Source organism: Methylomarinum vadi, assembly GCF_000733935.1.
In the GTDB taxonomy this organism is placed as follows: Bacteria; Pseudomonadota; Gammaproteobacteria; order Methylococcales; family Methylomonadaceae; genus Methylomarinum; species Methylomarinum vadi.
On record NZ_JPON01000001.1, the window covers coordinates 3,322,194 to 3,348,736 of the forward strand.

The window sequence follows — 26,543 nt, forward strand, 5'->3', positions numbered from 1 at the left end:
TTTTCGTTAACCGATCGGCAATGACTCGCTGCGGTTCGATTTTTTCGCCTCACGGCCCACGCTGGAACGAGTCGTGCCCAATTCGCTGTCTATCCAGACGATGGCGCCGGTCGGACAGCGTTCTATCGGCGTGCGGTCCACTTCCAGTTCGTCATACTTTTTATAATCGATCACGGCCAGGTTGTTCTTAATTTCGATCAAGCCTGCCGGTGCGTCCACCGCGCATTTTTCGCACCCGGTACAGGCCACTTCGCATTCGTGTTGCGCCTCGTCGCCTTCGTCGAGACTTTTGCAGGCGACGAACAATTTATGGCTGACCGGTTGCAGTGAGAACAAATCCTTGGGGCAAACGACGACACAATCATTGCAGGCGGTACATTTGTCTTCGATGACGATGGGTAAGCCGTGCTCGTCCATGAAGATGGCGTCGAAATCACAGACCTCAGCGCAATCGCCCAGTCCGAGACAGCCCCAGTTACAGCCCTTGCCGCCGCCGGAAACGACCGCCGCGGCTTGGCACGACTTCATGCCTTCGTATTTAGCCCGGGTGTAGGCGACATGGGTCCCGCCCTTGCATGCCAGACGTGCGACGATTTTCTCCTTGGCATGCATGTCGACACCGAGATAGGAAGCGATGGCGGCATTGCCTTCCGGTGTGTTTACCGTGCAGTCCGAGGGGTTTTTTTGTCCGGCGACGACGGCTTCGGCAAATGGCCGGCAGCCGGGTACGCCGCAGGCGCCGCATTGGGCCTGAGGCAGCATTTCGTCGACTTCTTCAATACGCGGATCTTCGTAGACAAACAGTTTCTTATTGGCGATCGCCAGAATGACGGCCAGCGTAACGCCTAGAGCAACCATGAACAAGGCGGCGGTAACTATACTCGAAATCATTTTGTGTCTCTAAATGAAGCCGCAAAAGCCATGAAAAACATAGGGTTTGCGCGCGTTCGGCATGGTTTAGGGAACCGAATACTTTACACGAAAATGTCTTTGCTTAGCAAAACAATCTCGGTATATAAGCAACTGTTTATAAGTTAAGGGGAAATGATCCATTACCTCTATCCAATATTGTTTAATGCCATGGTTTTCGGCATAATGCCGTCATATTTCAATATTTACGGTCTGTTAAAATGAACGAAATGCTGAGCGCAGGGATCGAGCTGATGATTATAGGTATGGGCATCGTCTTCGCCTTTTTGGCGATGTTGATTGTCGCGGTCAATCTGATGTCGTCGGTGATACAACGTTATTTTCCGGTGCAACAGGTGGCCAAACCCGTTTCTCCTGATTTCACGACTACCACCGATTCCAGCATCATTGCTGCGATCACAGCGGCTGTGACCCAGTATCGCAACAAGCATCAATAACACTGGCCGTCGCGCAGATTACGGAAAGTTTGTATTAAGGACTGTCGCGCGAACGGAATGTTCATAATTTCATTACCCTAGATAAAATTCCATTACCCACAAGGTAAAAAGACAACGTAACCCAAAAAGGTACGGGAGAAAAATAATGGCAAAACCCTTAGGTATCACCGAAGTCGTCTTGCGTGACGCTCACCAATCAATTCTGGCTACACGCTTGCGTATCGAAGATATGTTACCGATCTGCGAGCAACTAGACCAAATCGGCTATTGGTCGATCGAATCCTGGGGTGGAGCGACATTCGACGCCTGTATCCGTTATTTGGGCGAGGATCCTTGGGAAAGATTGCGCCAACTGAAGGCGGCCATGCCGAATACGCCCCAACAAATGTTGTTCCGGGGGCAGAATATTCTGGGTTACCGCCATTATGCCGATGACGTGGTGGATAAGTTCGTCGAACGCTGCGTCGTCAACGGTATCGACGTTTTTCGCATTTTCGATGCGATGAATGACATGCGTAATATCGAACGCGCGGTCAAGGCCGTGTTGAACACCGATGCCCATGCCCAGGGTACCATTTCCTATACCACCAGTCCGGTACATACCATCGATAAATGGGTCGAGCAGGGGCGTGTCATCGAGGATATGGGCGCACATTCCATATGCATCAAGGATATGGCGGGCCTATTGACGCCTTATGCCGCCTATGAATTGATCAGTAAATTGAAGCAGGCCGTTGCTATCCCGATCCACATGCAATGCCACGCCACCACCGGTTTGAGTGTCGGCACCTATATCAAGGCCATCGAGGCCGGCATCGACAATGTCGATACCGCGATCTCGTCACTGAGTATGACTTACGGCCATAGTCCGACCGAAACCATTGTTGCCAGTCTGCAAGGGCAAGAGCGCGATACTGGCCTGGATTTGATCAAATTGGAAAAAATCGCCGCCTATTTCCGTGAAGTCAGGAAAAAGTACGCTCAGTTCGAGGGCAGCCTGAAAGGCGTCGACGGTCGCATCCTGGTGTCGCAGGTGCCGGGCGGCATGTTGACCAATATGGAAAAACAATTGAAGGAACAAGGCGCGGAAGATAAGTTCGATCAAGTATTGCAGGAAATTCCCCGAGTCCGGGAAGACCTGGGATACATTCCATTGGTGACGCCGACCTCGCAGATCGTCGGAACCCAGGCGGTGATGAACGTGTTGGCCGGTGAGCGTTATAAGACCATCAGCAAGGAAACCGCTGGGGTTTTGAAAGGCGAATATGGCGCTACGCCGGCGCCGGTAAACAAGGAGTTGCAGGCTCGCGTCTTGGAGGGCGCGCAACCGATTACTTGCCGGCCGGCCGATTTACTCGAGCCGGAAATGGATAGTTTGGTCGCGGAAGTCAAACAAAAAGCGTCCTCCGGAGGCATCAAGCTGGCCGAAAGCGTCGAGGACGATGCCTTGATTTATGGACTGTTCGCCCAGGTCGGCTGGAAATTCCTGGTCAATCGAGGCAATCCCGATGCCTTCGAAGCGGCACCAAATCCGGAAGCCTTTGCCGCAGCTCAGGCCAGCAAAGGCGGTAAGAAGGCGGATATCGAAACGTATACCGTCAATGTCGATGGTCGCAATTATACGGTAGCGGTCGGCCCTGCAGGCGCCGATATGCAGATTCAACCGGCCGCGGAAAGTTCGGCGGCGCCGGCAGCGGCGAATGCGCCGGCCACTAGCGGTGCATCGGTCGATTCGCCGATGGCCGGAAATATCCTCAAGGTTGTGGTTAAGGTAGGCGACAATGTTTCGGCAGGCGATGTAGTCGTGATTATGGAGGCAATGAAAATGGAAACTGAAGTGCGCGCCAAGGCTTCCGGCGTGGTCAGCGCCATCAATGTCAAAGAAGGTGATGCAGTGGCTGTAGGTGATGCCTTAATTATCTTGTAATCAAATTCAAGCGCTTAGTTTCAGGCTGCAATGAGTGGTATCCACCGATTATGATGAATCCGGTGCTGTACCGGCAGCTTGTATTTAGTTATCACAAATAGTTATTACAGAGACCTTTCATGGAAAACCTCACTCTCTTATGGGAAAGCACGGGACTATATAACTTCAGTGGGCCCCAAGCCATTATGATGGCGGTCGGCTTTCTGTTGTTGTATTTGGCGATCAAAAAAGGGTTTGAGCCTTTGTTGCTGCTGCCCATCGGTTTTGGCGCCATTCTCAGCAATATTCCGGTGGCCGGTATCGCCGATGAGGGCGGTATTCTTCATTATCTGTACTACGGTATCAAAACCGGTATATTTCCGTTGTTGATCTTCATGGGCGTGGGAGCCATGACCGATTTCGGGCCGATGTTGGCGAACCCCAAGACGTTGTTTCTCGGGGCGGCGGCCCAGTTCGGTATTTTCGCGACCTTGTTGGGCGCCTTGGCGCTGAATGCCGTGCCTGGCCTGGAATTCACCTTCAAGGATGCCGCCGCTATCGCCATCATCGGCGGCGCCGATGGCCCGACCGCCATCTATGTGGCTTCTAAATTGGCGCCCGAACTGCTGGGTGCCATCGCCGTGGCCGCTTATTCCTACATGGCGCTGGTGCCGTTGATTCAGCCGCCGATCATGCGGGCCTTGACGACGGAACAGGAGCGTTCCATCGAAATGCAGCAGCTGCGCTCGGTCGGCAGCACCGAAAAGATCGTTTTCCCGTTGTTGTTGTTATTGTTGACAGCTTTTTTATTGCCTTCGGCCGCGCCGTTGGTCGGGATGTTTTGTCTCGGAAATCTGATGAATGCCTGCGGCGTCGTCGAGCGCTTGAGCAAGGCTTCGCAAAACGAATTGATCAACATCGTCACGATTTTCCTCGGCCTGTCGGTCGGTTCCAAGTTAAGCGCGCACGCTTTTTTGAAACTGGAAACGTTGGGTATTTTGGGATTGGGCGCTATCGCTTTCTGCATCGGCACGGCCAGCGGCGTGCTGATGGCCAAGGTTATGAATAAATTCAGTAAGACCCCGATCAATCCGTTGATCGGCGCGGCCGGGGTGTCGGCGGTGCCGATGGCGGCCCGCGTCGCCAACAAAGTCGGACTGGAGACCAATCCGCATAACTTTCTGTTGATGCATGCGATGGGTCCGAACGTGGCGGGCGTGATCGGTTCCGCCGTGGCGGCCGGTATTTTGTTGAGTCTGGTGAATTAAACCAGGTTCAAGGTAAAAAGGAATATTAATTCTTCGGTTTATACGGTTGTTTGCATTTTCCAGGTCAATCGTTTTCCCACCGCAAATAACGGATCTGGACGTGGTTTTCGCTTAATGATTCTCGTGAAAGGTTAATCATGATATGGCAGGGATGGTTGTCGTTGGGAGCGGTCGTTGGCGTATTGCTGACACTTATCTTTACCCGCGTGGCGCCGCATCTGGTGATGATGGCGGCACTAACCGTCCTGAGCGTTTGCGGCGTGTTGACCAGCCAGGAGGCTTTGGCCGGTTTCAGTAATTCCGGCTTGATCACCGTCGCGGCAATGTTCGTGATTGCCGCCGGCATGCATGCTTCCGGTGCGGTCGATCTGTTGGTCAATAGCCTGCTTGGTCAGCCACGTGGCGTGCGTGCGGCGTTGACGCGTATCTTCGCGCCGGTCGTGCTGTTGAGCGCCTTTCTCAATAACACGCCGGTGGTCGCGACGATGATTCCGGCGCTGCATGCCTGGACTCGCAAAATCGGCATCTCCCCTTCCCAGGTGATGATTCCGTTGAGTTATTGCGCCATTCTTGGCGGCACGCTGACGTTGATCGGCACCAGCACCAATCTGATGGTCAATGGACTGTATCAGACCTTGACCGGAGCGACCGGTTTTTCGTTGTTTTCGATCAGTGCGGTCAGTCTTCCCGTCGCAATGATGGGCTTGTCGTTCATGTGGCTGTTTTTCCCCAAATGGCTGCCGAACCGCGATCAAGATAAAGCGCTTGCCAATCTACGTGAATTTACTCTGGAAGTCTCCGTGGCTCCTCACGGCCCGCTGGTCGGCAAGACGGTCGAGGAAGCGGGACTGCGGAATTTGAAGCGCGTTTATCTGATCGAAATCGAGAGAGACGACACCGTTATTACCGCCGTTCCCTCCGAGGAAAAACTGCATGGTGGCGACCGCCTGGTGTTCGCCGGCGATACCGAGGCGATATCTTTATTGCTGCGTATCAACGGCATTGTGCCGTCGGTCGATAATAACGCTCACTTACAATCTTTAACCGCACAACGTCCCGAACGTTGCCTGGTCGAAGCCGTTGTCTCGCCCCATTGCGAAGCAGTCGGCAATGCCATTCGCGATGCCCGTTTTCGCGACCGCTATGGCGCGGCCGTTTTGGCCGTCGCCCGTAACGGAGAGCGGATCAAAGGTAATTTGGGCAGCATTATCCTGCAGGCCGGCGATACCCTGTTGTTGGAGGCGAGACCGGCTTTCGTCAGTCGACAACGCTATAACAAGGATTTTTTGTTGATCAACGACCTGAATACGGAAACTCCCCGGCACGAGAGGGCCTATCTGGCCTGGGCCATTTTAATCTCTGTGGTTAGCGCGGTTGGCGTGGGTTACATCTCGATGCTCAATGCCGCATTGATCGGCGCCGGATTGATGATTATTATGGGCTGTTGCTCGGTCAACCAAGCTGAGAGAAGCCTGGATTTGGCGGTGATACTGACGATTGCCGCATCGTTCTCGTTGGGCGCTGCGCTGCAAAAAACCGGTGTCGCCAATTTTCTGGCGGACAGTATCATCGACTTGAGCGGCGGCAAAGGGTGGCTGTTGTTGATCCTGACTTACCTGACGGTTTCGCTGTTGACAGAAGTCATCACCAATAATGCCGCGGCGATATTGATGCTGCCGGTCGTCTTGGAAATCACCGAGAAATCGGGCTTAAATAGCGAGCCTTTCGTGTTCGCGATCATGATCGCCGCTTCCGCCAGTTTCGCCACGCCGCTGGGTTATCAAACCAACCTGATGGTCTACGGGCCGGGCGGCTACCGTTTCACGGACTTTCTCAAGGTCGGCGTGCCGATGAATCTTTTCGTCGGCGCGACCACTATCATGGTATTGCTGATCGGCTGGCCATTAGACCGGACTGTCTAAACACCTCAGCCCTTTGTAACTCAAATTCAACCGGATACTTTCAGAATTTAAGCGCAATCAGATCGTATTTCGATAGGCCGGCTTCGACCCAAGATTGCCGAATAGGGCATAAGCATCATTCCTCCGATTACGCTATCGCTAATCGGAGCTACGCGGGCTTACCAGCTATTAGTTGAGTCATATCGATAGTCAGCTTTTTACCATAACTGTGAATCCGCCGATTTAGAAAAGCCAATCTCTATAGCTGCATTTAGAGAGAAATCGCCAAATCTATTGTCTAGAATAAGTCGATCAGGGATGGTATACAGAAACTATCTAATTACTTATTAATCATTAGCGTATCAATCTATGCTCAGTATTCGTGTAGTCGGAATTATGTCTGTATTGCTGTTCACAGCAATGGCCATTTACACGTCGTCGCTAGATCCCGGCATCCCTTCAATTCAATTGACATTTACAGACCGTGAGTTCAACTCAATACTGAGTAAGTGGAAGCCATCTCAAGTAGAAATTTTCAAACTGCATTTCCTGATAGATTACCCATTCCTGATATGCTACGGATCACTTGGCTATCTGATATCAAAGAGAACAGGTATCTTCGCAAGATTCACCCATACTACAAGGAGGCTACTGGCAATTTCTTTGCCCGTGGCAGTAATCGCAGATGCGGTAGAAGACTCCTTACACCTGATCCTCCTTTACGGTGCAGGCCCCTTTGATCAGGCACAGTATTTCGCGGCTGGTATCGCAGCATTGACAAAATGGCTACTAATTTTCATCTTCGTTGCTTTTGCAATATATGCAAAATTCAGAACTGCGGGCTAACGAATAAGGTTAGATTGTAATCGCGGAGCGAGCCACAATCTGAACCGTTTGTTGGACAAGCCCGGTATTCGGAGGGAGCGTTATATAAGAAAATAGCTTTTCGAAGGATTGGGGGATGTGTTGGCCCATTTCAAGCGTTGACGTCGATAAACGGGCTGAAATGGGCGTGATGCTGATCATCACACCCGGAATTTCGGATTTTAGCGGCATTTTGCCCTGAATTCAGACCGAACGAAAGCCTCGGTGCTAAAATGCCCGATGATCGGTTTGGGTCAGTGAGAAATGCCGCTTACATAACCGGTTTTGCCTCTACGCTTTGGTCGAATTCAATGCCATGACAGCCGAAGAACCGAGAATGCGCGTTTTGATAATCTGCAGGGTTCCACCACAACATGGGCATTGGAGTTTCGGGCGGGGCCTGAGCCAAGCGATAGCACGATTGGGATTGACGCCGAGCAAGACTTGCAGCAGACGAATCAGCCGTTTGCTGTTGGGGTGCAAAAAGCCGAAGTTGCGAGTCCGCCTAAAGCCTTTGGGCAGAACATGGCGGAGCATCAGCCACAGAAACTTCACGCCGGGTAGTGTTCGAGTCTGCCACTTTTTGGTTTTGCTGTCCTGGTAACGGAAGGTTACTTGGCCATCTCGGCAGGCAATAATGTCCTTTTCCTGGATAACGCCCTTATAGAGATAACGTCCCAGATAAACCAAGGCTTTATCGCCGCGTCCGACCGACTTGACGTCAACGACCCATTGTTGCGGATAGTAGTCAGGCAATGTCAAACCGGCCTGCGAGATCGCTTCAAGCAATTTGGCCCGAAACACTTTGGCCACTGCCTTGTGATTGAACAAATAGCCTTTCCGGCCCTTTTTACCCTGTTTGGTGCGCCACAGTCGTTTATCAGGATCGATGGCGGCCGCCGGCATCACCAAGTGTACATGCGGATGGTAATCCAATCGGCGGGAATGGGTATGCAACACAGCAATAGCACCGGCATTGCCCTGAAGCTGTTGATCGTTGCGGGTGAAGGTGTTGACGGTATCCCAACTACAGCGGATCAGCAGATCATACAACGTACGTTGCTGTTGCCAGGCCAACGGCCTGAGTTCTTTGGGCAAAGTAAACGTCAGCAAAAAATATTCGGCCGGCACCTGCTTCTGCAACTGCCTTTCCAGCCATTGTTGCGATTCGTGCGACTGGCAATGCGGGCAGCTGCGATGGCCGCAGGAATGCGGCACCAAGCGTTGCCGATCGCAATCATCGCATTGCGCCAACATCACAGGGCCTTGCGACGTGCGGCAGTGTTTCATCGCGGCCAGCGCCTGACGCTGACTGGGTGACAAGCGACCCTGGTAAGCGACCAGAAACTCGGCTTCGAAGGTTTGGATGATGGCGGAAAGCAAGATCATTTGACCGCCCCCCAGTCGATGTCGAAGCCATTCATTAAGGCATTAATCAACTGGCCGGTATTTTGATTCGTGCCGTCGGTCAGGTGAGTATAGCGGGCAGTGGTGAGGATACTGTGGTGACCGAGGATTTTCTGCACTTCCAGTAGATCGACGCCCGCTTCAATCAAATGTGTGGCATAGCTATGCCGCAGACAGTGCGGGGTAATCTTTTTTTTAAACCGCAGTCTTGCGCGACTTGGCGCAGAGCCTTTTGCACGCCACCGCGATCCAAAGGGCTCTGCGCGCGCTGCGCGCCCTTCAAACCGCCATGGCGATTGGGAAACAACATGACCGGATGCCGGTGAACTTGCCAGAAGCGGCGTAGCAAATCCAGGGTGGCAGCCGGCAACGGCACCAGTCTATCCTTATTGCCCTTGGCATCTCGGATATGCACGCGTTGGCGACCGGCATCGATATCCCCAACCTCAAGACGCAATCCCTCGCCGAGGCGCAAACCTAGACTGTAGAGCGTGAAAAAGAACACCCGGTAACTGAGAATACGCGTGGACTGGAAGATACACCGCGCCTCGTCGACAGTGACGATATCCGGCAAACGTTGCGCCTTCGGCGGCTTGACCAACTGCGGCGCGACCCAAGGCTTGCGCAGTACATGGGTGTAATAAAACTTGAGACCGTACAGGTCCAACTTGACCGCACTCCAAGAATGCGACTCCAGCAAATCGGTGAAATAATCGGTCAGTTGCTGTTCGGTCAACGCATTGATGTCTTCGTTGAAATACTGGCCGATACGTCGAATCGCACGGGCATAGGCCTCGATCGTCTTGGGCTGCAACCCTTTAAGTTTGAGGTGTTTCAGATGGCTTTGATAGTTTTGCTTGAAATGGGATTCGAATGATGTTGTCATTGTCGCGTAACCTCATGATTCGTCATGGAATAATCCCTCTTAAAAGAGGGCGTGAGATTACATTTTATAAATTACCGGCTACTGCCGCTTTTCTCCGCGTTAGCGGCTTCGTCCAACCAGCTAATCAACCGGACCCGCCTTCGGGGCCGATTATCAGCAAGTTAAACGAGCAAATTTGGCATAAACCAGCCATTCAGAAATCAACCTTGAAGGTTTGAAATTGGCCGAAACCAGAAATCTGCAAATGGTACGACGTGATTGTGATCAAATTAGAAATTGCCTGATCGAATTTGAGCCACAATATCAATTAATTAAGTCTTCAAAATTACGCCGGATTTGTTCTTTGTCGTTACGGTAGGACTTGGCGTCGCCATAGGACAGAAAATAGCGATAACGGCTGTGCAGCATGCTGATGCGGCGGGCGTGTTTGATCGGACACCAGAATTGTTCGGTGCGGGCGGCGATTTCTTGGATATAGGCGATGACGCCGTTGAAATAGCTGCAGTAGGCGCAATTGAATTTTTCGATCAGGTTCAGGTAATTCAGAAATTGACGGTCAAAGACGATATACTCGCTACGTTTGACTTTGGGAATGCCGTAAATCGGGAAACAGGTGGCCTGGTAAAGGCTGACCACCAGGTCCAGAAAGAGCGCCGCCGGTAGTACCGACCAGATGATCGGGGCGCTGAGGATGTGTTTTAAAGGCGCTTCACGCAGGTAATCCAGTAATTGCTGCAGATAGCGTTTCTGTTGCAGTATGACTTTTCGTTCGAAGAAAATGCGTTTTTTGCGGATTTCATAGGCAAATTCTTGGTGCTGATCCTGGATTTGCTCGATCAGCTCCTGTTCCAGAGTCTTAATCTTGCCGAGTAATTCATCGATGCTAGAGTTCATTTATGACTCCGGATTTAGGATTGGTTCTTCATTGTAAACAATCGGGCATTAAAAAGCCTCCAATTCTTTCCGCAAGAAAAGGAGGCTAGGATTGCCTGCGGCAGGGTATGCCGCTAAGAGGCAAGGCAGGCTTAAAACAGGCCGGTAATGACGCCGTCGTCGGTGATGTCGATGCGTTCGGCGGCCGGCGATTTAGGCAGGCCCGGCATGGTCATCATGTCGCCGGCGATGGCGACGATAAAACCAGCGCCGTTGGCCAGTCTGACTTCGCTGATTTCGACGGTATGGCCGGACGGCGCGCCCTTGGCGGCCGGGTCGGTGGAAAATGACATTTGTGTCTTGGCCATGCAGACCGGGAAACGGCCGTAGATTTGTTGCAACATCTTGATTTCGTTTTTGACTTTGGGACTGGCCGTGATGCCGGCCGCGCCGTATAACTTGGTGGCGATCGTTTCGATCTTGTCCCAAAGCGGCATGTCGTCGTCATAAACATAGTTGAAAGCGGGTTCGCGCTGGTCGACGATGTCCAACACTTCCTTAGCCAGTTCCTCGGCCCCGGCACCGCCCTTGGCCCAATGTTTGGAAACCACGCATTTGACGCCCAATGCTGCGCATTTTTCCTGCAGCAAGGCGATCTCCGCTTCCGTGTCGAAGGTGAAATGATTCAGGCAGATCACGCAAGGCAGGCCGTAGTTTTGCGTGACGTTGTGGACGTGGCGTTCGAGATTGGCGAAACCTTGTTGCAGGGCTTCCAGATTCTCGTTATTCAAGTCTTCCCGGGCGACGCCGCCGTGATATTTAAGCGCCCGAACCGTCGCGACCAGTACAACGGCTGACGGTTTCAAGCCGGACATGCGGCATTTGATGTCGAGGAATTTCTCCGCGCCCAGGTCGGCGCCGAAGCCGGCCTCGGTGATGGCGTAATCGGCCAGTTTCAAGGCGGTCTTGGTCGCGGTGACGGTGTTACAGCCGTGGGCGATATTGGCGAACGGGCCGCCGTGGATGATAGCGATATTGTTTTCCAGGGTTTGTACCAGGTTCGGTTTGATTGCCTCTTTCAACAGCGCAGCCATTGCGCCGTGAGCCTTCAGGTCGCGCGCGTAGATCGGGGTCACTCGGTCGGATTTATAACCGATGACGATGCGGCCGAGGCGTTCCTTTAAATCGGCGCGGCTGGTGGCCAAACATAAAATCGCCATAATTTCCGAAGCGACGACGATGTCGTAGCCGTCTTCGCGCAAATAGCCGTTGGCCGGTCCGCCCTGGCCGACGGTGATCTTTCTCAGCGCGCGGTCGTTCATGTCGACGACGCGTTTCCAGGTGATGCGCCTGGGGTCGATGCCCAGTTCGTTGCCGTGATTGATGTGGTTGTCGATCATCGCCGACAGCAAGTTATGGGCGACGCCGATGGCGTGGAAGTCGCCAGTGAAATGCAGGTTGATATCCTCCATCGGTACGACCTGGGAATAGCCGCCGCCGGCCGCACCGCCTTTCATGCCGAAGCAAGGGCCCAACGAAGGTTCGCGCAAGCAGATGATGGTTTTTTTGCCGAGACGGTTTAAGGCGTCGCCGAGACCCACCGTGGTCGTGGTCTTGCCTTCGCCGGCAGGCGTCGGGCTGATCGCAGTGACTAAAATCAGTTTGCCGTCTTGTTGGTCGTTTAATGAATTCAGGTATTCCAGCGATAGTTTGGCCTTGTAATGGCCGTAAGGGTCGAGATGTTCTGCAGGAATGCCCAGTTTTTCCTCAGCAAGACCAATGATGGGTCGCATCTTGGCTTGTTGCGCGATTTCGATATCAGACATTCGAGTCTCCTAAAGTAACAGTAAATTCTAAAAACAAAAAGCCCGCCCTGTAGCGAAACAGAGCAGGCTGTTTTAATGCGGATGATAACAAGTTGTTAGTCGGCTCTGTAGACCGGAAAACGGGAACACAGCGCTTTGACTTTTTCGCGGACCATGTCGATCACGCCGTCATCGTTCATGTTTTCCATCACGTCGCACATCAGACCGGCGATCTCGCGCATTTGGTCTTCCTTAAAGCCACGCGTGGTTGGCGCGGGGGTGCCGACGCGGATGCCGCTGGTAACGAACGGCGATTCGGGGTCGTTTGGCACGGCGTTTTTATTGACCGTGATATGGGCCCGGCCGAGCGCTTCGTCGGCGGCCTTACCGGTAATGCCTTTTTTGATCAGGGAAACCAGCATAAGGTGATTGTCGGTGCCGCCGGAAACCACGTCGAAGCCGCGATTGATGAACACTTCGGCCATCGCCTGGGCGTTATTGATTACCTGCTGTTGATAGGTCTTGAATTCCGGCGTCATTGCTTCCTTGAAGGCGACCGCCTTGGCGGCGATGACGTGCATTAGCGGTCCGCCCTGGATTCCCGGGAAAATATTGGAATTGAATTTCTTTTCCAATTCGGGGTTGCTTTTGCATAGGATCAGACCGCCACGCGGGCCGCGCAGGGATTTATGCGTGGTGCTGGTGACAACGTCGGCGATCGGCACCGGATTCGGATACAGGCCTGCCGCGACCAAACCGGCGACATGGGCCATGTCGACGAACAGATAGGCGCCGACTTGGTCGGCGATGTCGCGGAAGCGTTGCCAATCCCAGATGCGCGAGTAAGCGGAAAAACCGGCGACGATGACTTTCGGTTTGTGTTCCAGGGCCAAGGCCTCGACCTGGTCGTAATCGATTTCGCCGGTTTCGGGATTCAAACCGTATTGAACGGCGTTATAGATTTTGCCGGAAAAATTCGGTTTGGCGCCATGGGTCAAATGGCCGCCGTCGGCCAGGCTCAGGCCCAGAATGGTGTCGCCCGGTTGGATCAAGGCCATGAATACCGCCATATTGGCCTGTGAACCGGAGTGAGGCTGCACGTTGGCGTAATCGGCGCCGAACAGTTCCTTGGCGCGCTCGATGGCCAGATGTTCGACCTTGTCGACATATTCGCAACCGCCGTAATAACGTTTGCCGGGGTAGCCTTCGGCGTATTTATTGGTCAGCAGCGTGCCCTGGGCTTCCATGACCCGAGGACTGGTGTAGTTTTCCGAGGCAATCAATTCAATATGGTCTTCCTGGCGTTGACGCTCTTCTTCTATCGCTTGGTATAGCTCGTCATCAAAGCCGGCAATTGACATGGATTGTTTAAACATAGGGTTCTCCTAATTGGAAATTTTTAGCTTGAAGATAGAGGTTGGATCAGCAATACCTGTAAGTCGGCGACGTTGGTGCCGGTTGCGCCAGTATCCAATAAATCCTGTGATTGAGTTAATGCCCGATAAGAATCGTTATTTTCCAACAAGGCGGCGGGCTCGGCAATACGGCCGACCGTGCCGGGATCGACCAGGCCGCCGGCTGCATCGGTGGGGCCGTCGCGGCCATCGGTGCCGCCGCTTAAAAAAACCCAGCGGCCTGGCAAGCGGTGTTTTTCGGCGGCCAGCGCGAAGGCGAGCGCCATTTCCTGATTGCGGCCGCCGCGGCCGCTCCCTTTCAACGTAACGGTGGTTTCGCCGCCAGCCAATAACGCTGTCGCCTGGCGCAAGCCTCGTTGTTGCAAGTCTTTGGCATGCAATACCAGTTGTTCCGCAACCTCGCGGGCTTCGCCGCTGAGATGATCGTTATAAAGCATGGCGTCATAATTTAATTGTTGCGCCATCCGCATTGCGGCGTCGACGCTGATCCGGTTACTGCCGATCAGGGTGTGTCCGCTTGTCTTGAATATCGGGTCGCCGCTTTTTGGGGTTTCCTCGACTTCTCCTCGGCAGCCTTTTTCCAAGTGTTCGCGTACCGATGAAGGAATCTTGTCCCAAATGTTTTTACTGCGCAGTACGGCCACTGCGTCGTTAAATCGGGTATCGTCCGCTACTGTCGGGCCGCTGGCGATGGCGCTTAAATCGTCGCCGAGCACGTCGGACAGGATCAGTGCATGCAAGTCGGCGGGCGCCGCCAGTTTGGCCAAACCGCCGCCCTTCAAGCGGGACAAGTGTTTGCGTACGCAGTTGATTTGGTTGATCGAGGCGCCGCTGGCCAACAGCAAATCGGTGGTCGCGATCTTGTCGGCCAGGTTGACGCCTTCGACCGGATAGGGCAGTAAGGCCGAGCCGCCGCCGGAAACCAGTACCAATACCAGCTCGTTCTCTTGCGCTTGGGCGACTCTTTCCGCTACCGCCGCCGCGGCTTCGAGTCCGGCCGGGTCGGGTAAGGGGTGGCCCGCAGCCATGACCCGCATGTCAGCGGCCGGAACCGCGTTTTCGTAATTGGTGACCACGATACCCGGCTCGGCCAGCAAATGCACCGGTATGATCTCTCTTGTCGCGTTGGCCATCGCGCAAGCGGCCTTGCCGAAAGCGATTACGTGTATTTTATTCCATCGGCCTTGTCTTTTCCTTTCCGGATTAGCGGGGTCCAAGCCTATCTCGAGATGATCCTCGTCGGCAGCTAAACAGCGGCAGACCGCTTGAAAAGGGTCCGCCGCCTTGATACCGGCTTGGAATATGTTCGCGGCATCGTCGCGCAAGGCTAAGATACGATCGTTCATGTCTGTTTTGGCGGCTTAGGCCATCTCTTTTGCCAGTTTGAAAATTTGCTCGGCATCTAAGATTTGATCGTTGGCCTCGAACAATTTGGCGATGCAGGCGCGATGCAGGGCGAGTTTCAAGGTGCCGAAACCGATCGCTCCCCAGATGATCTTGCCGTGACGATCGGTGCCTTTGTCCATCATGTCGGTTCCGCCGATACCCAGCGGCGGCGTGGCGTTGGCGTCGGCCATCATTTCGATGTTCGGGTTGTTTTGCCAATGTTCCGGCTGCAACAGCTGAATGCCGGCGGCGCCGGTGGCAAAGACGATATTGGCGTCCTGGACCGCTTCGGCGCGCGCATCCATGTCGGCGGCTTCGATAGCGGTCAAATCAACGCCGAAACGTTCCTTCATGGCGAAGCAGGCTTGTTCGGCATTGAATATATGGCGCGAGGTGATCGAGACCTGGGCGCCTTCCTGGGCCAGCATGACGGCCGCGCGTTGTCCGACCGGGCCGGTGCCGGCCAAAATGACCGCCTTCTTGCCTTGCAGGTTGCCGCTGCTGGCCAGCTTGGCGATGGCGGCGGCGGCCGTGGTGTTGCTGCCGTTACTGTCCAGCATCAGAGAGACCCGAAACCCGAGGAAAAAATGCTGGCGTATGGCATTGAAGAGTCGTTGGCCGGCCGCCATATCGCTGCCGCCGACGAAAATGGCGGTGTTTTTTTTGTCCTTGGGCGCACGGGTAAAAATTGTTCCTTCCACCAGGGCCTTGACGTTTTCCGGGGTCACGCCACCGTGGGCAATAACGTGATCCGCGCCACCGTCATAAGCCACCACCGTATCGAAACTGGCGGGGTGGGTATCGGTGTCGAATTGGAATAACAATTTTTTCATTAATGTTTCCGTAGAAAGTATCTAGGGTAAAACTAGTCTGATTTTAAAAGCTATCTATTATACAGTATATTGAGTGTGGCGCTTATACCGGCGTTAACGGCAAAACATCCGCTATTGTCTGGCAAAACGTATTGTGTCATATTGATTCGCCGAATCGATATTGCGTAAGTTTGGTCGGGCTGGAGGAATGTGATGGGTTGTTTTCTGACGCGGGACTGAGTAAGCAATAAGTTATTGACTGAAAAAAGAAGGATAACAAATGAAAACACCGGTTGATATCACTGTGACAGGTGCGGCTGGACAGATTAGCTATTCGTTGCTGTTTCGTTTGGCTGGGGGGCTTTTTTGGGGCCGGATCAACCGTTTGTATTGCGGTTGCTGGAAGTGCCTGCGGCAATGGATGCGTTGAAAGGGGTGCTGATGGAATTGAACGATTGCGCCTATCCCTTGCTGCAGAAAGTGATTGTGACATCCGATCCTAAAGTCGCCTTCGACAATGTCGATTATGCTTTTTTGGTGGGGGCCAAGCCCCGCGGTCCCGGCATGGAGCGGCGCGACCTGCTGGAATGCAATGCCGAAATTTTTGCCGTGCAGGGCAGGGCGCTGAACGAGGTCGCCAGTCGCAAGGTTAAGATACTGGTGACCGGTAATCCGGCCAATACCAATGCCTTGATTGCGATGAGCAACGCTCCCGACCTGGCGCCGGAGTGTTTTACCGCGATGACGATGCTGGATCATAACCGGGCCATTAGTCAACTGGCGGAAAAATGCGGCGTACGTTCAAAAGACGTCAAGCATGTCGTCGTCTGGGGCAATCATTCCTCCACCCAATATCCCGATTTGCATCACGCCACGGTAAAAGGGCAGGATGCCTTGTCTTTGGTAGGCAAGGACTGGTTCGTCAATGACTTTATTCCCACCGTGCAGCAGCGCGGCGCCGCGATCATCAAGGCTAGAGGGCAATCCAGTGCGGCCTCCGCCGCGAATGCCGCAATCAATCACATGAAAGCCTGGGCCCGCGGCACCGAGGAAGGCGACTGGGTCAGCATGGCGCTACCTTCCGATGGCAGCTACGGCATCGAGGAAGGCTTGTTCTATTCCTATCCGGTGACCGTCAAAAATGGTGAAATCAGTATCGTGCGCGGGCTGGAAATCAATTCCTTCAGCCGAGAAAGAATGGATGTTACCGAGGCCGAATTAAAGGAAGAACGCAATGCCGTCAGGCAATTGCTTTAATTCGTAGCCTGGATGCAGCGTAGCGGAATCCGGGATGGCGTGGGGTTGAGGTCCCGCATTCCGCGATTCTTCATGCAATCTACGAGCTAATTTATGCCACCCGATCCGGTAAGTCCCTTCCGGCAAAAAAAGCCGCCAAATTCGCCAATACCTTTTCTCCCATCGCCGTTCTGGTCGCAATCGTTGCGCTGCCGAGATGCGGCAACAGTGACACATTGTCCAATGCCAGAAACCCTTCATCGACATTCGGTTCGCCTTCGTAAACATCCAGGCCGGCACCGGCAATGCGTTTTTCCCGCAAGGCTTGGATCAAGGCTTTGCTGTCGACGACGTCGCCACGGGCCGTGTTGATCAGATGTGCGGTCGGCTTCATCAGTTTCAGCATATCGGCGTCGATCAGATGATACGTGGCGGCCCCGCCTGGGCAGTGCAACGATACATAATCGGATTGGCGCAGCAATTCTTCGACGTTGTCGCAGCGTATCGCCTTCAATTCGTCGACGATCGTCTGGTCGGCCGGGCTGGGTTTGAAATAGAGGATTTTCATGCCGAAACCATGATGGGCTTTTCGCGCCATCGCTTGGGCGATGCGGCCGAAACCGATCAGGCCCAGGGTCGCTCCGGTCACATCGCTGCTCATCATTTGGGTCGGGCACCAGCCGCTCCATTGTTTCGAGCGAACCAGCCGGTCTCCTTCGGCGCCGCGCCGCGCCGACATCAATAACAATGTCATCGCGATATCGGCCGTGCTTTCGGTCAGTACGCCGGGCGTATTGGTGACTGCCAGGCCTTGCTGCTTGGCCGCCTCGATATCGATATGGTTGAAGCCGACGCCGAAGTTGGCCAGGATCCTACAGCGCTTATCGGCGACATTGATCACTGCGGCCGGCAACGCGTCGCAGACGGCCGGGCATACCGCATCGTAATCGCGCAATGCCTGTTTCAATTCGTCGGTCGACAGCGGCCGGTCGTCCTTATTCAATGTGACGTCATAAAGCGACTTCAGTTTTTCTTCAACCGAAGCAGGCCATTTGCGGGTGACCAGAACCTTGGGTTTGCTCATGAGACGAGTGCTACCATTGCTAGTTACAATGCGCGGAATATACCATTTTTTTGTTTGCCAGAATGAACAGCTTGTAAAACTGAGTCTCTATTTTGAGGATGATGTTCTAGTTAGTTGTTATTTTCCAATCGTTTTATATCTTGTTGCAATGTTTGTAAGGTAGCTGAGCCTTGGCGAAGAAATATTTCATTGGTTTTATGGTTAATTATTAAGTTTACCGGGGTGCCTTTTAATCCAAGTTTTATCGCTTCGTTCTCATCGTCTATGATTTTCTTTAGGAAAATATTGGCTGTTATGCATTTTTGTAGTTCTTCATAACTGATTCCGATTTTTTCCGCCGCATTTTTTATCAACTGTTCCCGTTGTTGTTTGCCTCGTCTGGGTTGCATGAAAAGTGCGTCGGTAAATTTCCAGAAAGTCTGTGAATTTCCTTGATTAGCAGCGCATTCCGCTGCTTGGGCTTCTTTCAAGGCATTGGGTTTGTGAAAAGATAAAGGAAAATGTCTAAATACCCAATTTATAGAGCCGTCAGAGTCATTGACTATCCGTTTTAAGATAGGATGAATTTTTCGGCAATAGGGACATTCAAAATCGGAAAACTCGATAATGCTGATGAGAGCAGAGGGTTTTCCAAAAATTCTATCTTGGTTTGGATCTATTTCACGTAATTGACTTTGAATACGGTTTAGAAACGCCGCTTTTTTTTGCCGTTGTAATTTTTCTTTATTTGCCTTTTTTTCCTGCTCCGCCGACTTTATTTCTTCGCGAATTATTTCTTTCAGACTGTGGCTTTGTAAGAACTCCTGGATGATTTCTTTTTTTAATAACTCGCGATCCATCTCATTCATAGCTAGCGAAGATGAAGTGGCAAATACTGCTCCCAGGAATACGAAAATATAGATTTTATTTAGCATCTTTAGTAGCGGTGACTCGAATCTGTAGTAGGAAAGAAATTGTTAGTTTCACATAACCACTAACCGATGGGCAAGATGAAGGAATTAGTGCGCATCAGGGTTTGTGTCAGGTTTATTTACAAGTTATCTATGAACTCTGTTGGTGTCGGCAATTTTTTATTCAGATATGATTAACTCTTTGAAAGCATAAGAAATTTAAAGGGTGAAGGGGGCTTGGAAAGGATGTGAAATTATGTCACTCATTTTTACAGTGCTAACATTTATAGTTATCTGTATATTATGTAAGTATTTGAAATAAAAATAATTAAAACATATTGGAGCTGATCTTGCTAGTTAGTTGTTTTTGCTAAGGAGGTTGTTATGAGAAAAAAAGAAAACAGAAGGCTTATTTCAGACTGATGGCTTTGTCGGCAGCTGCCGTGTTATGGAGTACATCGTCTTTAGCGGCATTGCAAAATGGCAATTTTTCCGATGGATTCAATGGTTGGCAAGGCCAAGTTTATGATGATACAAACGGATATGTAACAGTTAATCCTGCATCTAATACGAACAATTACGGAGAGATAAGCGACGGAGCTCAGTTAACTACATCGTATTTTGAAGATGGAATATGGAGCGTTGCATTGTACCAGGACTTTTCCTTTCAATCAGTTGCGGTCGGTAATACTTTGGAATTGAGTCTTGGACTAACTATATCTACAGATAATTTAGCTGATATAGCTTTTGCGCAACTCGAAGATCCGACCGGTACATTGCTGACCCTCGACCTGCTCGATGGTGGGACTTTTGATGTTACTGCTTGGGCAGGACAAAGTGCTTCAATTTCGTTTGGAATACAAGACAATGCTGGTGCCGTTCCTGATTTTCTTCAAGTACACAATATTGTTATTACAGAAAAAGCCGCTGCAGTACCCGAACCTCCGATTTTGGTATTAATCGGTACGGGATTGATTGCCCTTAGGCGTAAATTTTTTTGAGAAATTCCTTTTGTTTTCAATAAACTAATAACGGAAGTTTTTTCGTTTAGGAGAATGGCAACATGATAAGTCTAAAAAGAAAATTAGCGATGCAGCAAATTAGCGGCTTGGCTAGGGCGTTGCTAATTATGCTGTTATATACAGTGTTTAGCCATATGGCGTATGCTCAAGTTGGCCCCCTTGAGACTTGGGAAAATGTCGATGGTGTTTCTGTCGAACAAAGTGACCGTTTTTATGCCCGGGGCGTCGGTTACTATACCTACAACAAAATACACAATGATAGTGGATCGGATATTTCTGGGCCACTGAGATTGGTCGTCACTAGTTCGACACATACGGTGCTAAATGCAGATGGCACAGACGAATCCGGTTACCCTTTTTTTAATGCATTGGCGCAAGGCGATTCATTAGCTGACGGTGAAATCGGCGATGCGATCCGCATCGATTTTGCGATAAAAAGGGGGGCATTTGCCTATACCGTGGTTGTACAGAAGCTAGTTGAGTCGGTAGTCGATACAGACGGCGATGGAATTCCAGACGAGACGGATATTTGTCCACTAGATCCAGGCAATGATGTCGATGGCGATGGCATTTGTGCCGCTGAAGATGTGTGCCCGAATGATGCGGGTAACGATGTCGATGGCGATGGTATTTGTGCTGCCGAAGATGTGTGTCCTAATGATGCGGGTAACGATGCCGATGGCGATGGCATTTGTGCCGCCGAAGATGTGTGCCCGAATGATGCGGGTAACGATGCCGATGGTGATGGCATTTGCGCTGCTGAAGATATGTGTCCAAACGATGCAACCAATTCTTGCATTACTATTAACGGTCAAGTTTTCGGAGCTGGTTCTTCATTAAGTGGTGCTTCCATTAAAATCGGTTTGAATTCGGTAACGACGGTTTCCAACGATATCGGTCAGTTTACGGCAGACGTTGGTTCTTCCGAGTTAGCTAACGATAATTTGAACGACTTTTTTCCTATCGAGGTGACTGCCACAGGATTCTCCAGTGGTTACGCCAAAGTTGTAGTTGAACCCGGGAGAACCAGCTATGACATGAGTATTAATCTTCAGCCGGTTTCGGACACAATTTCCGAGCAAGAAGATGTTACCCAAGGTGTAGAAATCAACAAAGGCGGTGATCCGGTTGGTTCTTTGACAATACCGGTGGATGCTCTCCCGGTAGGGGTTAGCACAGTAACCGGTAGCGTAACTTATCTCGATCCGACTACTGATGATCTGCAGTCTGCTCCAGGCGGTGATCTTCTTGCTTTGCCAGAAGGAGCAAACCCCAATGAGGTCGTGCCATTGGAAAGCTTTGGTATGATGGAGTTTGATCTCGAGGATCAAGATGGCAATCCGATTCACGAGCTGGGCGGAAACGCAGAAGTTTGTATGAAAGCCACTCCTGGTTTAGCTGTGGGCGATACGATTCCTCTTTGGTGGTATGACGAAGCGGCCGGCTTATGGAAAGAAGAGGGGCAAGGCGTGGTGGCAGACCGCAATGGTCAATTGATGATATGCGGTAATGTAACCCACTTCACTTGGTGGAACTATGACCAACCTGTGACTACGCATTCCTGCTTCAAATTCGATTTTATCGATGAGTCTACCGGCGACAGATTGTACGCGAATCTGGACTGGCAGGCCGAAGGCGTTACCTATAATGGATTATCGCCAGAGCGGGCGTGTAACACTGACACTAACGATCCGGTCCCACCTGCACCGGGAACCATTGATTCGCTGACCGTCAAACGGACCACCGATGTCAATAATCCGGAACAAATCCGTGTGTTTGCGGAAATCGGCGGTGGTAAGTTTTATTTGGTCAGGGATGGTGACGGGACTTACAGCCTGAGTCAGGATCAAAGCCAAGCCACGGTATTCGACAATCCGGAAGCCAATGGTAGTTGTTTGAACAATACTGACGTTCAAAATTGCCAGTTTCTCGACTATCTTGACGGAGGCTCGGCGGATGGTATTTTGCCGCTGTCGTCCGATATTAATTATCCGCCTCTGATTAGCGATTTTACTGTCGGGCAAGCGAATCTTATGCCTGGCGCTACGACTGCTGTGTCCGCGTCGGTCATTGACCCTGAAGGTAGTGGTAATGTGTCAATTACATGGGAGACCGAATGCGGCTGGTATTCGCAGAGCGGTGGAGGATCGATTTCACCCACATCCGATGGCGGCGTTTCAGGTAGTGTGTTCAATGCAACATTTACCGCGCCAGATACGCTGGATTATCTGTATGAGTCTTGTCGTATCACCTTGACGGCGACCGATGCGGATGGCGTCAGCGCCAGTGCGGATCGGTGGGTGTATATCGCTAATAGCTTTCAATATACCGTGCAAGGTGTGTTGTATGGAACTGACGGACTACCAATGGCGAATACGTCCATTCAGTATTATAACTACCAATGTACTGATATCAATCAAGATAATGAGACGGATCAAGATGGGAATTACCATTTCGATATCGATCTGACCGCTTGTGCTTATCAAGGTGACGGTATTTATTATCCGTCGTTGGGTCAGTTTTGGGTTTCGTATGATTATCAAAACCAGGCGATGACCCATGACGAATACATTGATAACTACAACTATTATCAAAACAATATTTGTTCGGTACAACCCGATTCCAGCACGCTTTGCCAGTATGATATAAGGCTGCCGACTGTTTGGGCTCCGATTAGCGGTAACCTTTATCCACCGGCAGGAAGTTCATTCAATAACTTGTACTTGTCTTCTTGGAGTGGGAACAGCGGTGAGTCATTTGAGGTTGGAAATCTTGATCAGTCATCTTACGGCCCGTATTGGATGCCACTTGGTCAAGGTGACATTATGGCGTACGATAGCAATTACCAAAACTGGTGGTACTCGGATTATCAACTGCTGAGTACCGAAGGTGTCACCCAAGACATCGGTGATGCATCGGCTCCGGTGACCGTCAAGATTTTTGACGACCAAGGAGTGCCATTATCCGGTGTTGAAGTCACGCTCAACGGTTATAGTGGCTCAGCTGGAAGAGTCGAAAACTCTGGCACGACAGACGAGCAAGGTGAGTTTACCGCTATCATGCCGCTGGGATACGTTTATGCGAACATCTCTAGTGAGGCTCAAACTTACTATGGTTGGGGGCGAGGCAATGTGAAAGTCAAGGATCAGCCTGTCTTTATCGATATTGGTGGGCCGGATACTTGTAACGTCGTTGGTACGGCCTTCAATAGCTTGGGGCAGCCCGAATCTCCGGGTATGTTGATCGGAGCGTACAATTACGCTTGGAGTCCGGCATACTTTGATGGTTATTTGCAAACGTCAACAGATGCTGAGGGTAACTACTTGTTTAACGGTGTTAGACCAGGAAGTTTTGAGTTTACCGATAGTAATTTTTCATATTGGTGGAATTATTATTACATCGATAACTGCCGGTCAACCGACGGTAGTCCTCGTGAAATTCGGATAGACAGGCCATTCTTCGACCCTCAATATGAGTATCTGAATTTCTAACGGCCTTCGATAAAAGCATTAGAGGGAGGCGCATTTAATGATCTCCCTCTTTGTTGTATTCAATACAAAAAGTAGTTTAAATTTTAATAGAGGTTAAACATGAAACGTGGTTATCAATCCTTGCTATCCGGGCTGGTCTTGTGCTTTTTTGGTAGTGTTGTCGTGGCTGAATCTAGCGTGCCCGCTCCAAGTTCGATTTCAGACGAAATGGTTCAGCAGCAAAGAGAGCAAAAACGTCAATTAATATTGGAACAAAGAAAAAAGATCAAAGCTGATCGGGATGCGGCTGTAAGATCGATGAGGGCTCAACAGCTGAAAGAAAAGACTCAGCAGCGGTAATGCTTGCTGAGAACTTTTGATATTTTTCTCGCTAAACCAAAGTAAAAAGGCGATGCCGTGGATAACGGCATCGCCTTTGCTTGTTCTCCCGTGGCAGGTCGTGCGCTGGGAGGAAGCCGATGGGTTTTTAAGCTGCGGTGGAGCGGTAATATTCGATCGCCGCGGCGACGCCGCTGCCGGGAACGATAGCGAAGCCGTTATCCAACATGGCCATTTCGACGCCGGCGATGGCGCCCAACATGGAGACGTCGTTCATGTCGCCGATGTGGCCGATGCGAAAGACCTTGCCGGCAACTTCGGTCAAGCCGGCGCCCAGTGATATGTTGTATTTATTGTAAGCGGTGCCGATGACATCACGCGCGTCTTTATCTTCAGGAACCACGACCGCGGTAACGGTGTTAGATTCGAAGCCGGGATGGGCGCACAGTTTCAGCCCCCAGGCCGCGACCGCGCGGCGAGTGCCCTCGGCCAGGCGGGCATGGCGGGCGTAGACATTCTCCATGCCTTCTTCCAGCAACAGGTCCAGTGCCTTGCGCAGGCCGTGTATCATCGGTGTGGACGGTGTGTAGGGCGTATAGCCGTCTTTGTTGGCGTTGGCCATGTCTCTCAGGTCCAGGAAGCAGCGCGGAAACTTCGCCGTTTCGGTCGCTTTCAGGGCTGTTTGGCTGAAGGCGACGATGGCTAGGCCGGCCGGCAGCATGAAACCTTTTTGCGAGCCGCTGATGGCGCCGTCCACGCCCCAGTCGTCCATGCGGAAGTCCAGGCTGGCGATCGAGCTGACGCCGTCGACGAACAATAAGGCCGGATGATTGGCCGCATCCATTGCCTTGCGCACGCCCGCGATGTCGCTGGTCACGCCGGTTGCGGTTTCGTTATGCGTCGCCAATACCGCTTTGATTTCATGATTGCCGTCTTCCTTCAAGCGGGTTTCCAAAGCATCCAGCGGGATGCCTTTGCCCCATTCCACTTCATGGAATTCGACGTCCAGGCCCAGGCGCTTGGCCATGTCCATCCATAGGTGGCTGAATTGGCCAAAACGGTAGATCAAAACTTTATCGCCCGGGCTCAGCGTGTTGGTCAGGGCGATTTCCCAGCCGGCCGTACCAGTGGCCGGGAATATGAAGGCTTGTCCGGTTTCGGTACGGAACACTTTTTTCAGGTCTTCCAGAACGGGTTTCAGTAGTTTTGGGAAGTCCGGAGAGCGGTGATCTTCCATCGGAACGTGCATGGCGCTCAGAACTTCATGCGGAGTGTTGGTTGGGCCAGGAATAAATAAGTGGTTACGACCAGCCATTGAATATGCCTCTGATTGTTTAAAATGGAAGAAAGGGTTTCTTGGTTTTGACGTGCGGAAACCCGCAAAAAGTTGTGAATCTTGCCATATTTTGATTCCATCGGCAAGCCGCCTCCTTCACATAAATGCCGCTAAGATTTCGTCTTTCATTATGATTTTGCAGCGTTTTTGCGCTAAATCGAGGTAATTTGCCCGCGGCTGATAATTGACATTAATTGCTCTGAAAGTAAAATGATCGGCTTATTTTAATTTCCGGTTATGGCTGGATTTAACCGCTTAAGCGCCGTACAGGCGCCCAAAATCATTGCAAAGAGTAGGAAGGTACTAATGAGTCACACTTTATATGAAGCCAATGCTCAGCGCGTTCAGCGTTGTGAATTAGCTGTTCCGGGATCCAATCCCGGTATGTTCGAAAAAGCACTAAAAAGCGGCGTTGACTTCATCTTTCTCGATCTCGAGGATGCAGTGGCTCCGGATGACAAATTAAAAGCGCGTAAAAATGTGATCGAAGCGATCAACGACTTGGACTGGGAAGGTCACGGTATTACTATTTCGGTAAGAATCAACGGCCTGGATACCCAATACATGGTGCGTGACGTGGTCGACCTGGTCGAGCAATGCGGCGCCAAGCTGAAAACCATATTGATTCCCAAGGTCGGTGTGTATGCCGATGTCTATATGGTGGATGCCATGGTGACGCAATTGGAAATGCAGCAAGGGTTGAAAAACCGCATCGGCATCGAATGCCTGATCGAAACGGCGTTGGGTATGGCCAACGTCGAGGATATTGCCAAGCAAGGCTCTTTAGGGGGGCGCCTGGAGGCTCTGCATTTCGGCGTGGCCGATTATGCCGCCAGCAATCGCGCTCGGACGGTCAATATTGGCGGACTTAATCCGGATTATCCAGGAGATCAATGGCATGCCGCCCTGAGCCGTATGATTGTCGCTTGCCGTGCCTACGGTTTGCGGCCCATCGATGGGCCGTTTGGCGATATCAAAGACCCGGAAGGCTTTAAACAGGCTGCCCGCCGTGCGGCGGCATTGGGCTGCGAAGGCAAATGGGCGATCCATCCTTCACAAATCGCATTGGCCAACGAAGTGTTTACGCCGCCGGCCGAAGAAGTCGAAAAAGCCAAACGTATTTTGCAGGCCTTGAAAGATGCGGCTGCGCAAGGTAAAGGCGCTGCGTCACTGGATGGTCGATTGATCGATGCGGCTTCTGAAAGAATGGCGAATAATATTGTTAAAACAGCAGAAGCGATTGAAGCCAAAGGCCAATAAACCTATTTAAGAGGTC

General features: G+C 51.6%; 19 protein-coding genes and 2 pseudogenes. 10 read left to right on the forward strand and 11 right to left on the reverse strand.

Annotation, left to right across the window (positions count from 1 at the left end; genetic code table 11):
• Nucleotides 1–6: 6 nt before the first annotated feature.
• Nucleotides 7–891 (reverse strand): RnfABCDGE type electron transport complex subunit B, encoded by an 885-nt coding sequence (locus EP25_RS0116555; protein WP_031434929.1) that lies wholly within the window; start codon nt 889–891, stop codon nt 7–9.
• 239 nt (nt 892–1,130) lie between these two features.
• Between EP25_RS0116555 and EP25_RS0116560 the strand changes: the two genes are divergently transcribed.
• The 5 genes from EP25_RS0116560 to EP25_RS0116580 all read left to right on the forward strand — a co-directional run bounded on the left by EP25_RS0116560 (nt 1,131) and on the right by EP25_RS0116580 (nt 7,288).
• Nucleotides 1,131–1,367: an OadG family protein gene (locus EP25_RS0116560; protein WP_031434930.1), complete on the forward strand. Its 237-nt coding sequence runs from the start codon at nt 1,131–1,133 to the stop codon at nt 1,365–1,367.
• A gap of 145 nt (nt 1,368–1,512) precedes the next feature.
• On the forward strand, nt 1,513–3,294 hold the full coding sequence (gene oadA, locus EP25_RS0116565; RefSeq protein WP_031434931.1) for a sodium-extruding oxaloacetate decarboxylase subunit alpha: 1,782 nt from the start codon (nt 1,513–1,515) through the stop codon (nt 3,292–3,294).
• 119 nt (nt 3,295–3,413) lie between these two features.
• A complete protein-coding gene (locus tag EP25_RS0116570; RefSeq protein WP_031434932.1) occupies nt 3,414–4,541 on the forward strand; it encodes a sodium ion-translocating decarboxylase subunit beta in 1,128 nt (375 codons plus the stop codon).
• Between the two features lie 137 nt (nt 4,542–4,678).
• Nucleotides 4,679–6,463, forward strand: a complete 1,785-nt coding sequence (locus EP25_RS0116575) for an SLC13 family permease (protein ID WP_031434933.1) — start codon at nt 4,679–4,681, stop codon at nt 6,461–6,463.
• A 375-nt stretch (nt 6,464–6,838) separates the two neighbouring features.
• Nucleotides 6,839–7,288, forward strand: coding sequence for a hypothetical protein (locus tag EP25_RS0116580; protein ID WP_152555671.1), 450 nt, complete (start codon nt 6,839–6,841; stop codon nt 7,286–7,288).
• A gap of 309 nt (nt 7,289–7,597) precedes the next feature.
• On the opposite strand, the gene EP25_RS0116590 is transcribed toward EP25_RS0116580, so the two are convergent.
• From EP25_RS0116590 to EP25_RS0116630, 7 genes and pseudogenes are all read right to left on the reverse strand, one after another.
• On the reverse strand, nt 7,598–8,695 hold the full coding sequence (locus EP25_RS0116590) for an IS91 family transposase (RefSeq protein ID WP_036300033.1): 1,098 nt from the start codon (nt 8,693–8,695) through the stop codon (nt 7,598–7,600).
• A pseudogene (locus EP25_RS0116600) lies at nt 8,692–9,599 on the reverse strand (tyrosine-type recombinase/integrase). Before EP25_RS0116600 ends, EP25_RS0116590 begins: the two are co-directional and overlap by 4 nt.
• Before the next feature lie 303 nt (nt 9,600–9,902).
• Nucleotides 9,903–10,493, reverse strand: a complete 591-nt coding sequence (locus EP25_RS0116610) for a hypothetical protein (RefSeq protein WP_031434935.1) — start codon at nt 10,491–10,493, stop codon at nt 9,903–9,905.
• 131 nt (nt 10,494–10,624) lie between these two features.
• Complete coding sequence (locus EP25_RS0116615) at nt 10,625–12,298, reverse strand: formate--tetrahydrofolate ligase (RefSeq protein WP_031434936.1); 1,674 nt, start codon at nt 12,296–12,298, stop codon at nt 10,625–10,627.
• A 95-nt stretch (nt 12,299–12,393) separates the two neighbouring features.
• A complete protein-coding gene (glyA, locus tag EP25_RS0116620; RefSeq protein ID WP_031434937.1) occupies nt 12,394–13,653 on the reverse strand; it encodes a serine hydroxymethyltransferase in 1,260 nt (419 codons plus the stop codon).
• A gap of 23 nt (nt 13,654–13,676) precedes the next feature.
• Nucleotides 13,677–15,038 carry a glycerate kinase type-2 family protein gene (locus EP25_RS0116625; protein WP_031434938.1) on the reverse strand — a complete coding sequence of 454 codons (1,362 nt, stop codon included), beginning with the start codon at nt 15,036–15,038 and terminating at the stop codon, nt 13,677–13,679.
• A gap of 15 nt (nt 15,039–15,053) precedes the next feature.
• Nucleotides 15,054–15,911 carry an NADP-dependent methylenetetrahydromethanopterin/methylenetetrahydrofolate dehydrogenase gene (locus EP25_RS0116630; protein WP_031434939.1) on the reverse strand — a complete coding sequence of 286 codons (858 nt, stop codon included), beginning with the start codon at nt 15,909–15,911 and terminating at the stop codon, nt 15,054–15,056.
• 259 nt (nt 15,912–16,170) lie between these two features.
• On the opposite strand from EP25_RS0116630, the pseudogene EP25_RS22080 reads away from it, so the two are divergent.
• A pseudogene (locus tag EP25_RS22080) lies at nt 16,171–17,147 on the forward strand (malate dehydrogenase).
• A 91-nt stretch (nt 17,148–17,238) separates the two neighbouring features.
• Here the strand turns inward: EP25_RS22080 and EP25_RS0116640 are convergent.
• Both EP25_RS0116640 and EP25_RS0116645 read right to left on the reverse strand, forming a co-directional pair.
• Entirely contained in the window at nt 17,239–18,210 is a 972-nt protein-coding gene (locus tag EP25_RS0116640) for a 2-hydroxyacid dehydrogenase (protein ID WP_031434940.1), read from the reverse strand.
• A gap of 110 nt (nt 18,211–18,320) precedes the next feature.
• Nucleotides 18,321–19,058, reverse strand: a complete 738-nt coding sequence (locus tag EP25_RS0116645; RefSeq protein ID WP_160172745.1) for a DsbA family protein — start codon at nt 19,056–19,058, stop codon at nt 18,321–18,323.
• 464 nt (nt 19,059–19,522) lie between these two features.
• Between EP25_RS0116645 and EP25_RS0116650 the strand changes: the two genes are divergently transcribed.
• From EP25_RS0116650 to EP25_RS0116660, 3 genes are all read left to right on the forward strand, one after another.
• A complete protein-coding gene (locus EP25_RS0116650) occupies nt 19,523–20,101 on the forward strand; it encodes a PEP-CTERM sorting domain-containing protein (protein WP_031434942.1) in 579 nt (192 codons plus the stop codon).
• An 89-nt stretch (nt 20,102–20,190) separates the two neighbouring features.
• Nucleotides 20,191–23,613: a thrombospondin type 3 repeat-containing protein gene (locus tag EP25_RS0116655; protein WP_152555672.1), complete on the forward strand. Its 3,423-nt coding sequence runs from the start codon at nt 20,191–20,193 to the stop codon at nt 23,611–23,613.
• 99 nt (nt 23,614–23,712) lie between these two features.
• Nucleotides 23,713–23,952 carry a hypothetical protein gene (locus tag EP25_RS0116660; protein ID WP_031434944.1) on the forward strand — a complete coding sequence of 80 codons (240 nt, stop codon included), beginning with the start codon at nt 23,713–23,715 and terminating at the stop codon, nt 23,950–23,952.
• A 127-nt stretch (nt 23,953–24,079) separates the two neighbouring features.
• On the opposite strand, the gene EP25_RS0116665 is transcribed toward EP25_RS0116660, so the two are convergent.
• The gene (locus EP25_RS0116665) at nt 24,080–25,246 is read right to left on the reverse strand and encodes an aminotransferase class V-fold PLP-dependent enzyme (protein WP_031434945.1); all 1,167 of its coding nucleotides are present in this window, start codon (nt 25,244–25,246) and stop codon (nt 24,080–24,082) included.
• Between the two features lie 327 nt (nt 25,247–25,573).
• Between EP25_RS0116665 and EP25_RS0116670 the strand changes: the two genes are divergently transcribed.
• Nucleotides 25,574–26,527, forward strand: coding sequence for an HpcH/HpaI aldolase/citrate lyase family protein (locus EP25_RS0116670; RefSeq protein WP_031434946.1), 954 nt, complete (start codon nt 25,574–25,576; stop codon nt 26,525–26,527).
• The last annotated feature ends 16 nt before the right edge of the window (nt 26,528–26,543 follow it).

Bases quoted from the DNA above. Each gene is read 5' to 3' on its own strand.
- EP25_RS0116575 (WP_031434933.1), top strand. From the start codon at position 4,679: ATGATATGGCAGGGATGGTTGTCGTTGGGAGCGGTCGTTGGCGTATTG.
- oadA (WP_031434931.1), top strand. From the start codon at position 1,513: ATGGCAAAACCCTTAGGTATCACCGAAGTCGTCTTGCGTGACGCTCAC.
- EP25_RS0116610 (WP_031434935.1), bottom strand. From the start codon at position 10,493: ATGAACTCTAGCATCGATGAATTACTCGGCAAGATTAAGACTCTGGAA.
- EP25_RS0116660 (WP_031434944.1), top strand. From the start codon at position 23,713: ATGAAACGTGGTTATCAATCCTTGCTATCCGGGCTGGTCTTGTGCTTT.
- EP25_RS0116590 (WP_036300033.1), bottom strand. From the start codon at position 8,695: ATGATCTTGCTTTCCGCCATCATCCAAACCTTCGAAGCCGAGTTTCTG.
- EP25_RS0116625 (WP_031434938.1), bottom strand. From the start codon at position 15,038: ATGAACGATCGTATCTTAGCCTTGCGCGACGATGCCGCGAACATATTC.
- EP25_RS0116670 (WP_031434946.1), top strand. From the start codon at position 25,574: ATGAGTCACACTTTATATGAAGCCAATGCTCAGCGCGTTCAGCGTTGT.
- glyA (WP_031434937.1), bottom strand. From the start codon at position 13,653: ATGTTTAAACAATCCATGTCAATTGCCGGCTTTGATGACGAGCTATAC.
- EP25_RS0116665 (WP_031434945.1), bottom strand. From the start codon at position 25,246: ATGGCTGGTCGTAACCACTTATTTATTCCTGGCCCAACCAACACTCCG.
- EP25_RS0116570 (WP_031434932.1), top strand. From the start codon at position 3,414: ATGGAAAACCTCACTCTCTTATGGGAAAGCACGGGACTATATAACTTC.
- EP25_RS0116580 (WP_152555671.1), top strand. From the start codon at position 6,839: ATGTCTGTATTGCTGTTCACAGCAATGGCCATTTACACGTCGTCGCTA.
- EP25_RS0116560 (WP_031434930.1), top strand. From the start codon at position 1,131: ATGAACGAAATGCTGAGCGCAGGGATCGAGCTGATGATTATAGGTATG.
- EP25_RS0116650 (WP_031434942.1), top strand. From the start codon at position 19,523: ATGGCTTTGTCGGCAGCTGCCGTGTTATGGAGTACATCGTCTTTAGCG.
- EP25_RS0116655 (WP_152555672.1), top strand. From the start codon at position 20,191: ATGCAGCAAATTAGCGGCTTGGCTAGGGCGTTGCTAATTATGCTGTTA.
- EP25_RS0116615 (WP_031434936.1), bottom strand. From the start codon at position 12,298: ATGTCTGATATCGAAATCGCGCAACAAGCCAAGATGCGACCCATCATT.
- EP25_RS0116630 (WP_031434939.1), bottom strand. From the start codon at position 15,911: ATGAAAAAATTGTTATTCCAATTCGACACCGATACCCACCCCGCCAGT.
- EP25_RS0116640 (WP_031434940.1), bottom strand. From the start codon at position 18,210: ATGAGCAAACCCAAGGTTCTGGTCACCCGCAAATGGCCTGCTTCGGTT.
- EP25_RS0116555 (WP_031434929.1), bottom strand. From the start codon at position 891: ATGATTTCGAGTATAGTTACCGCCGCCTTGTTCATGGTTGCTCTAGGC.
- EP25_RS0116645 (WP_160172745.1), bottom strand. From the start codon at position 19,058: ATGAATGAGATGGATCGCGAGTTATTAAAAAAAGAAATCATCCAGGAG.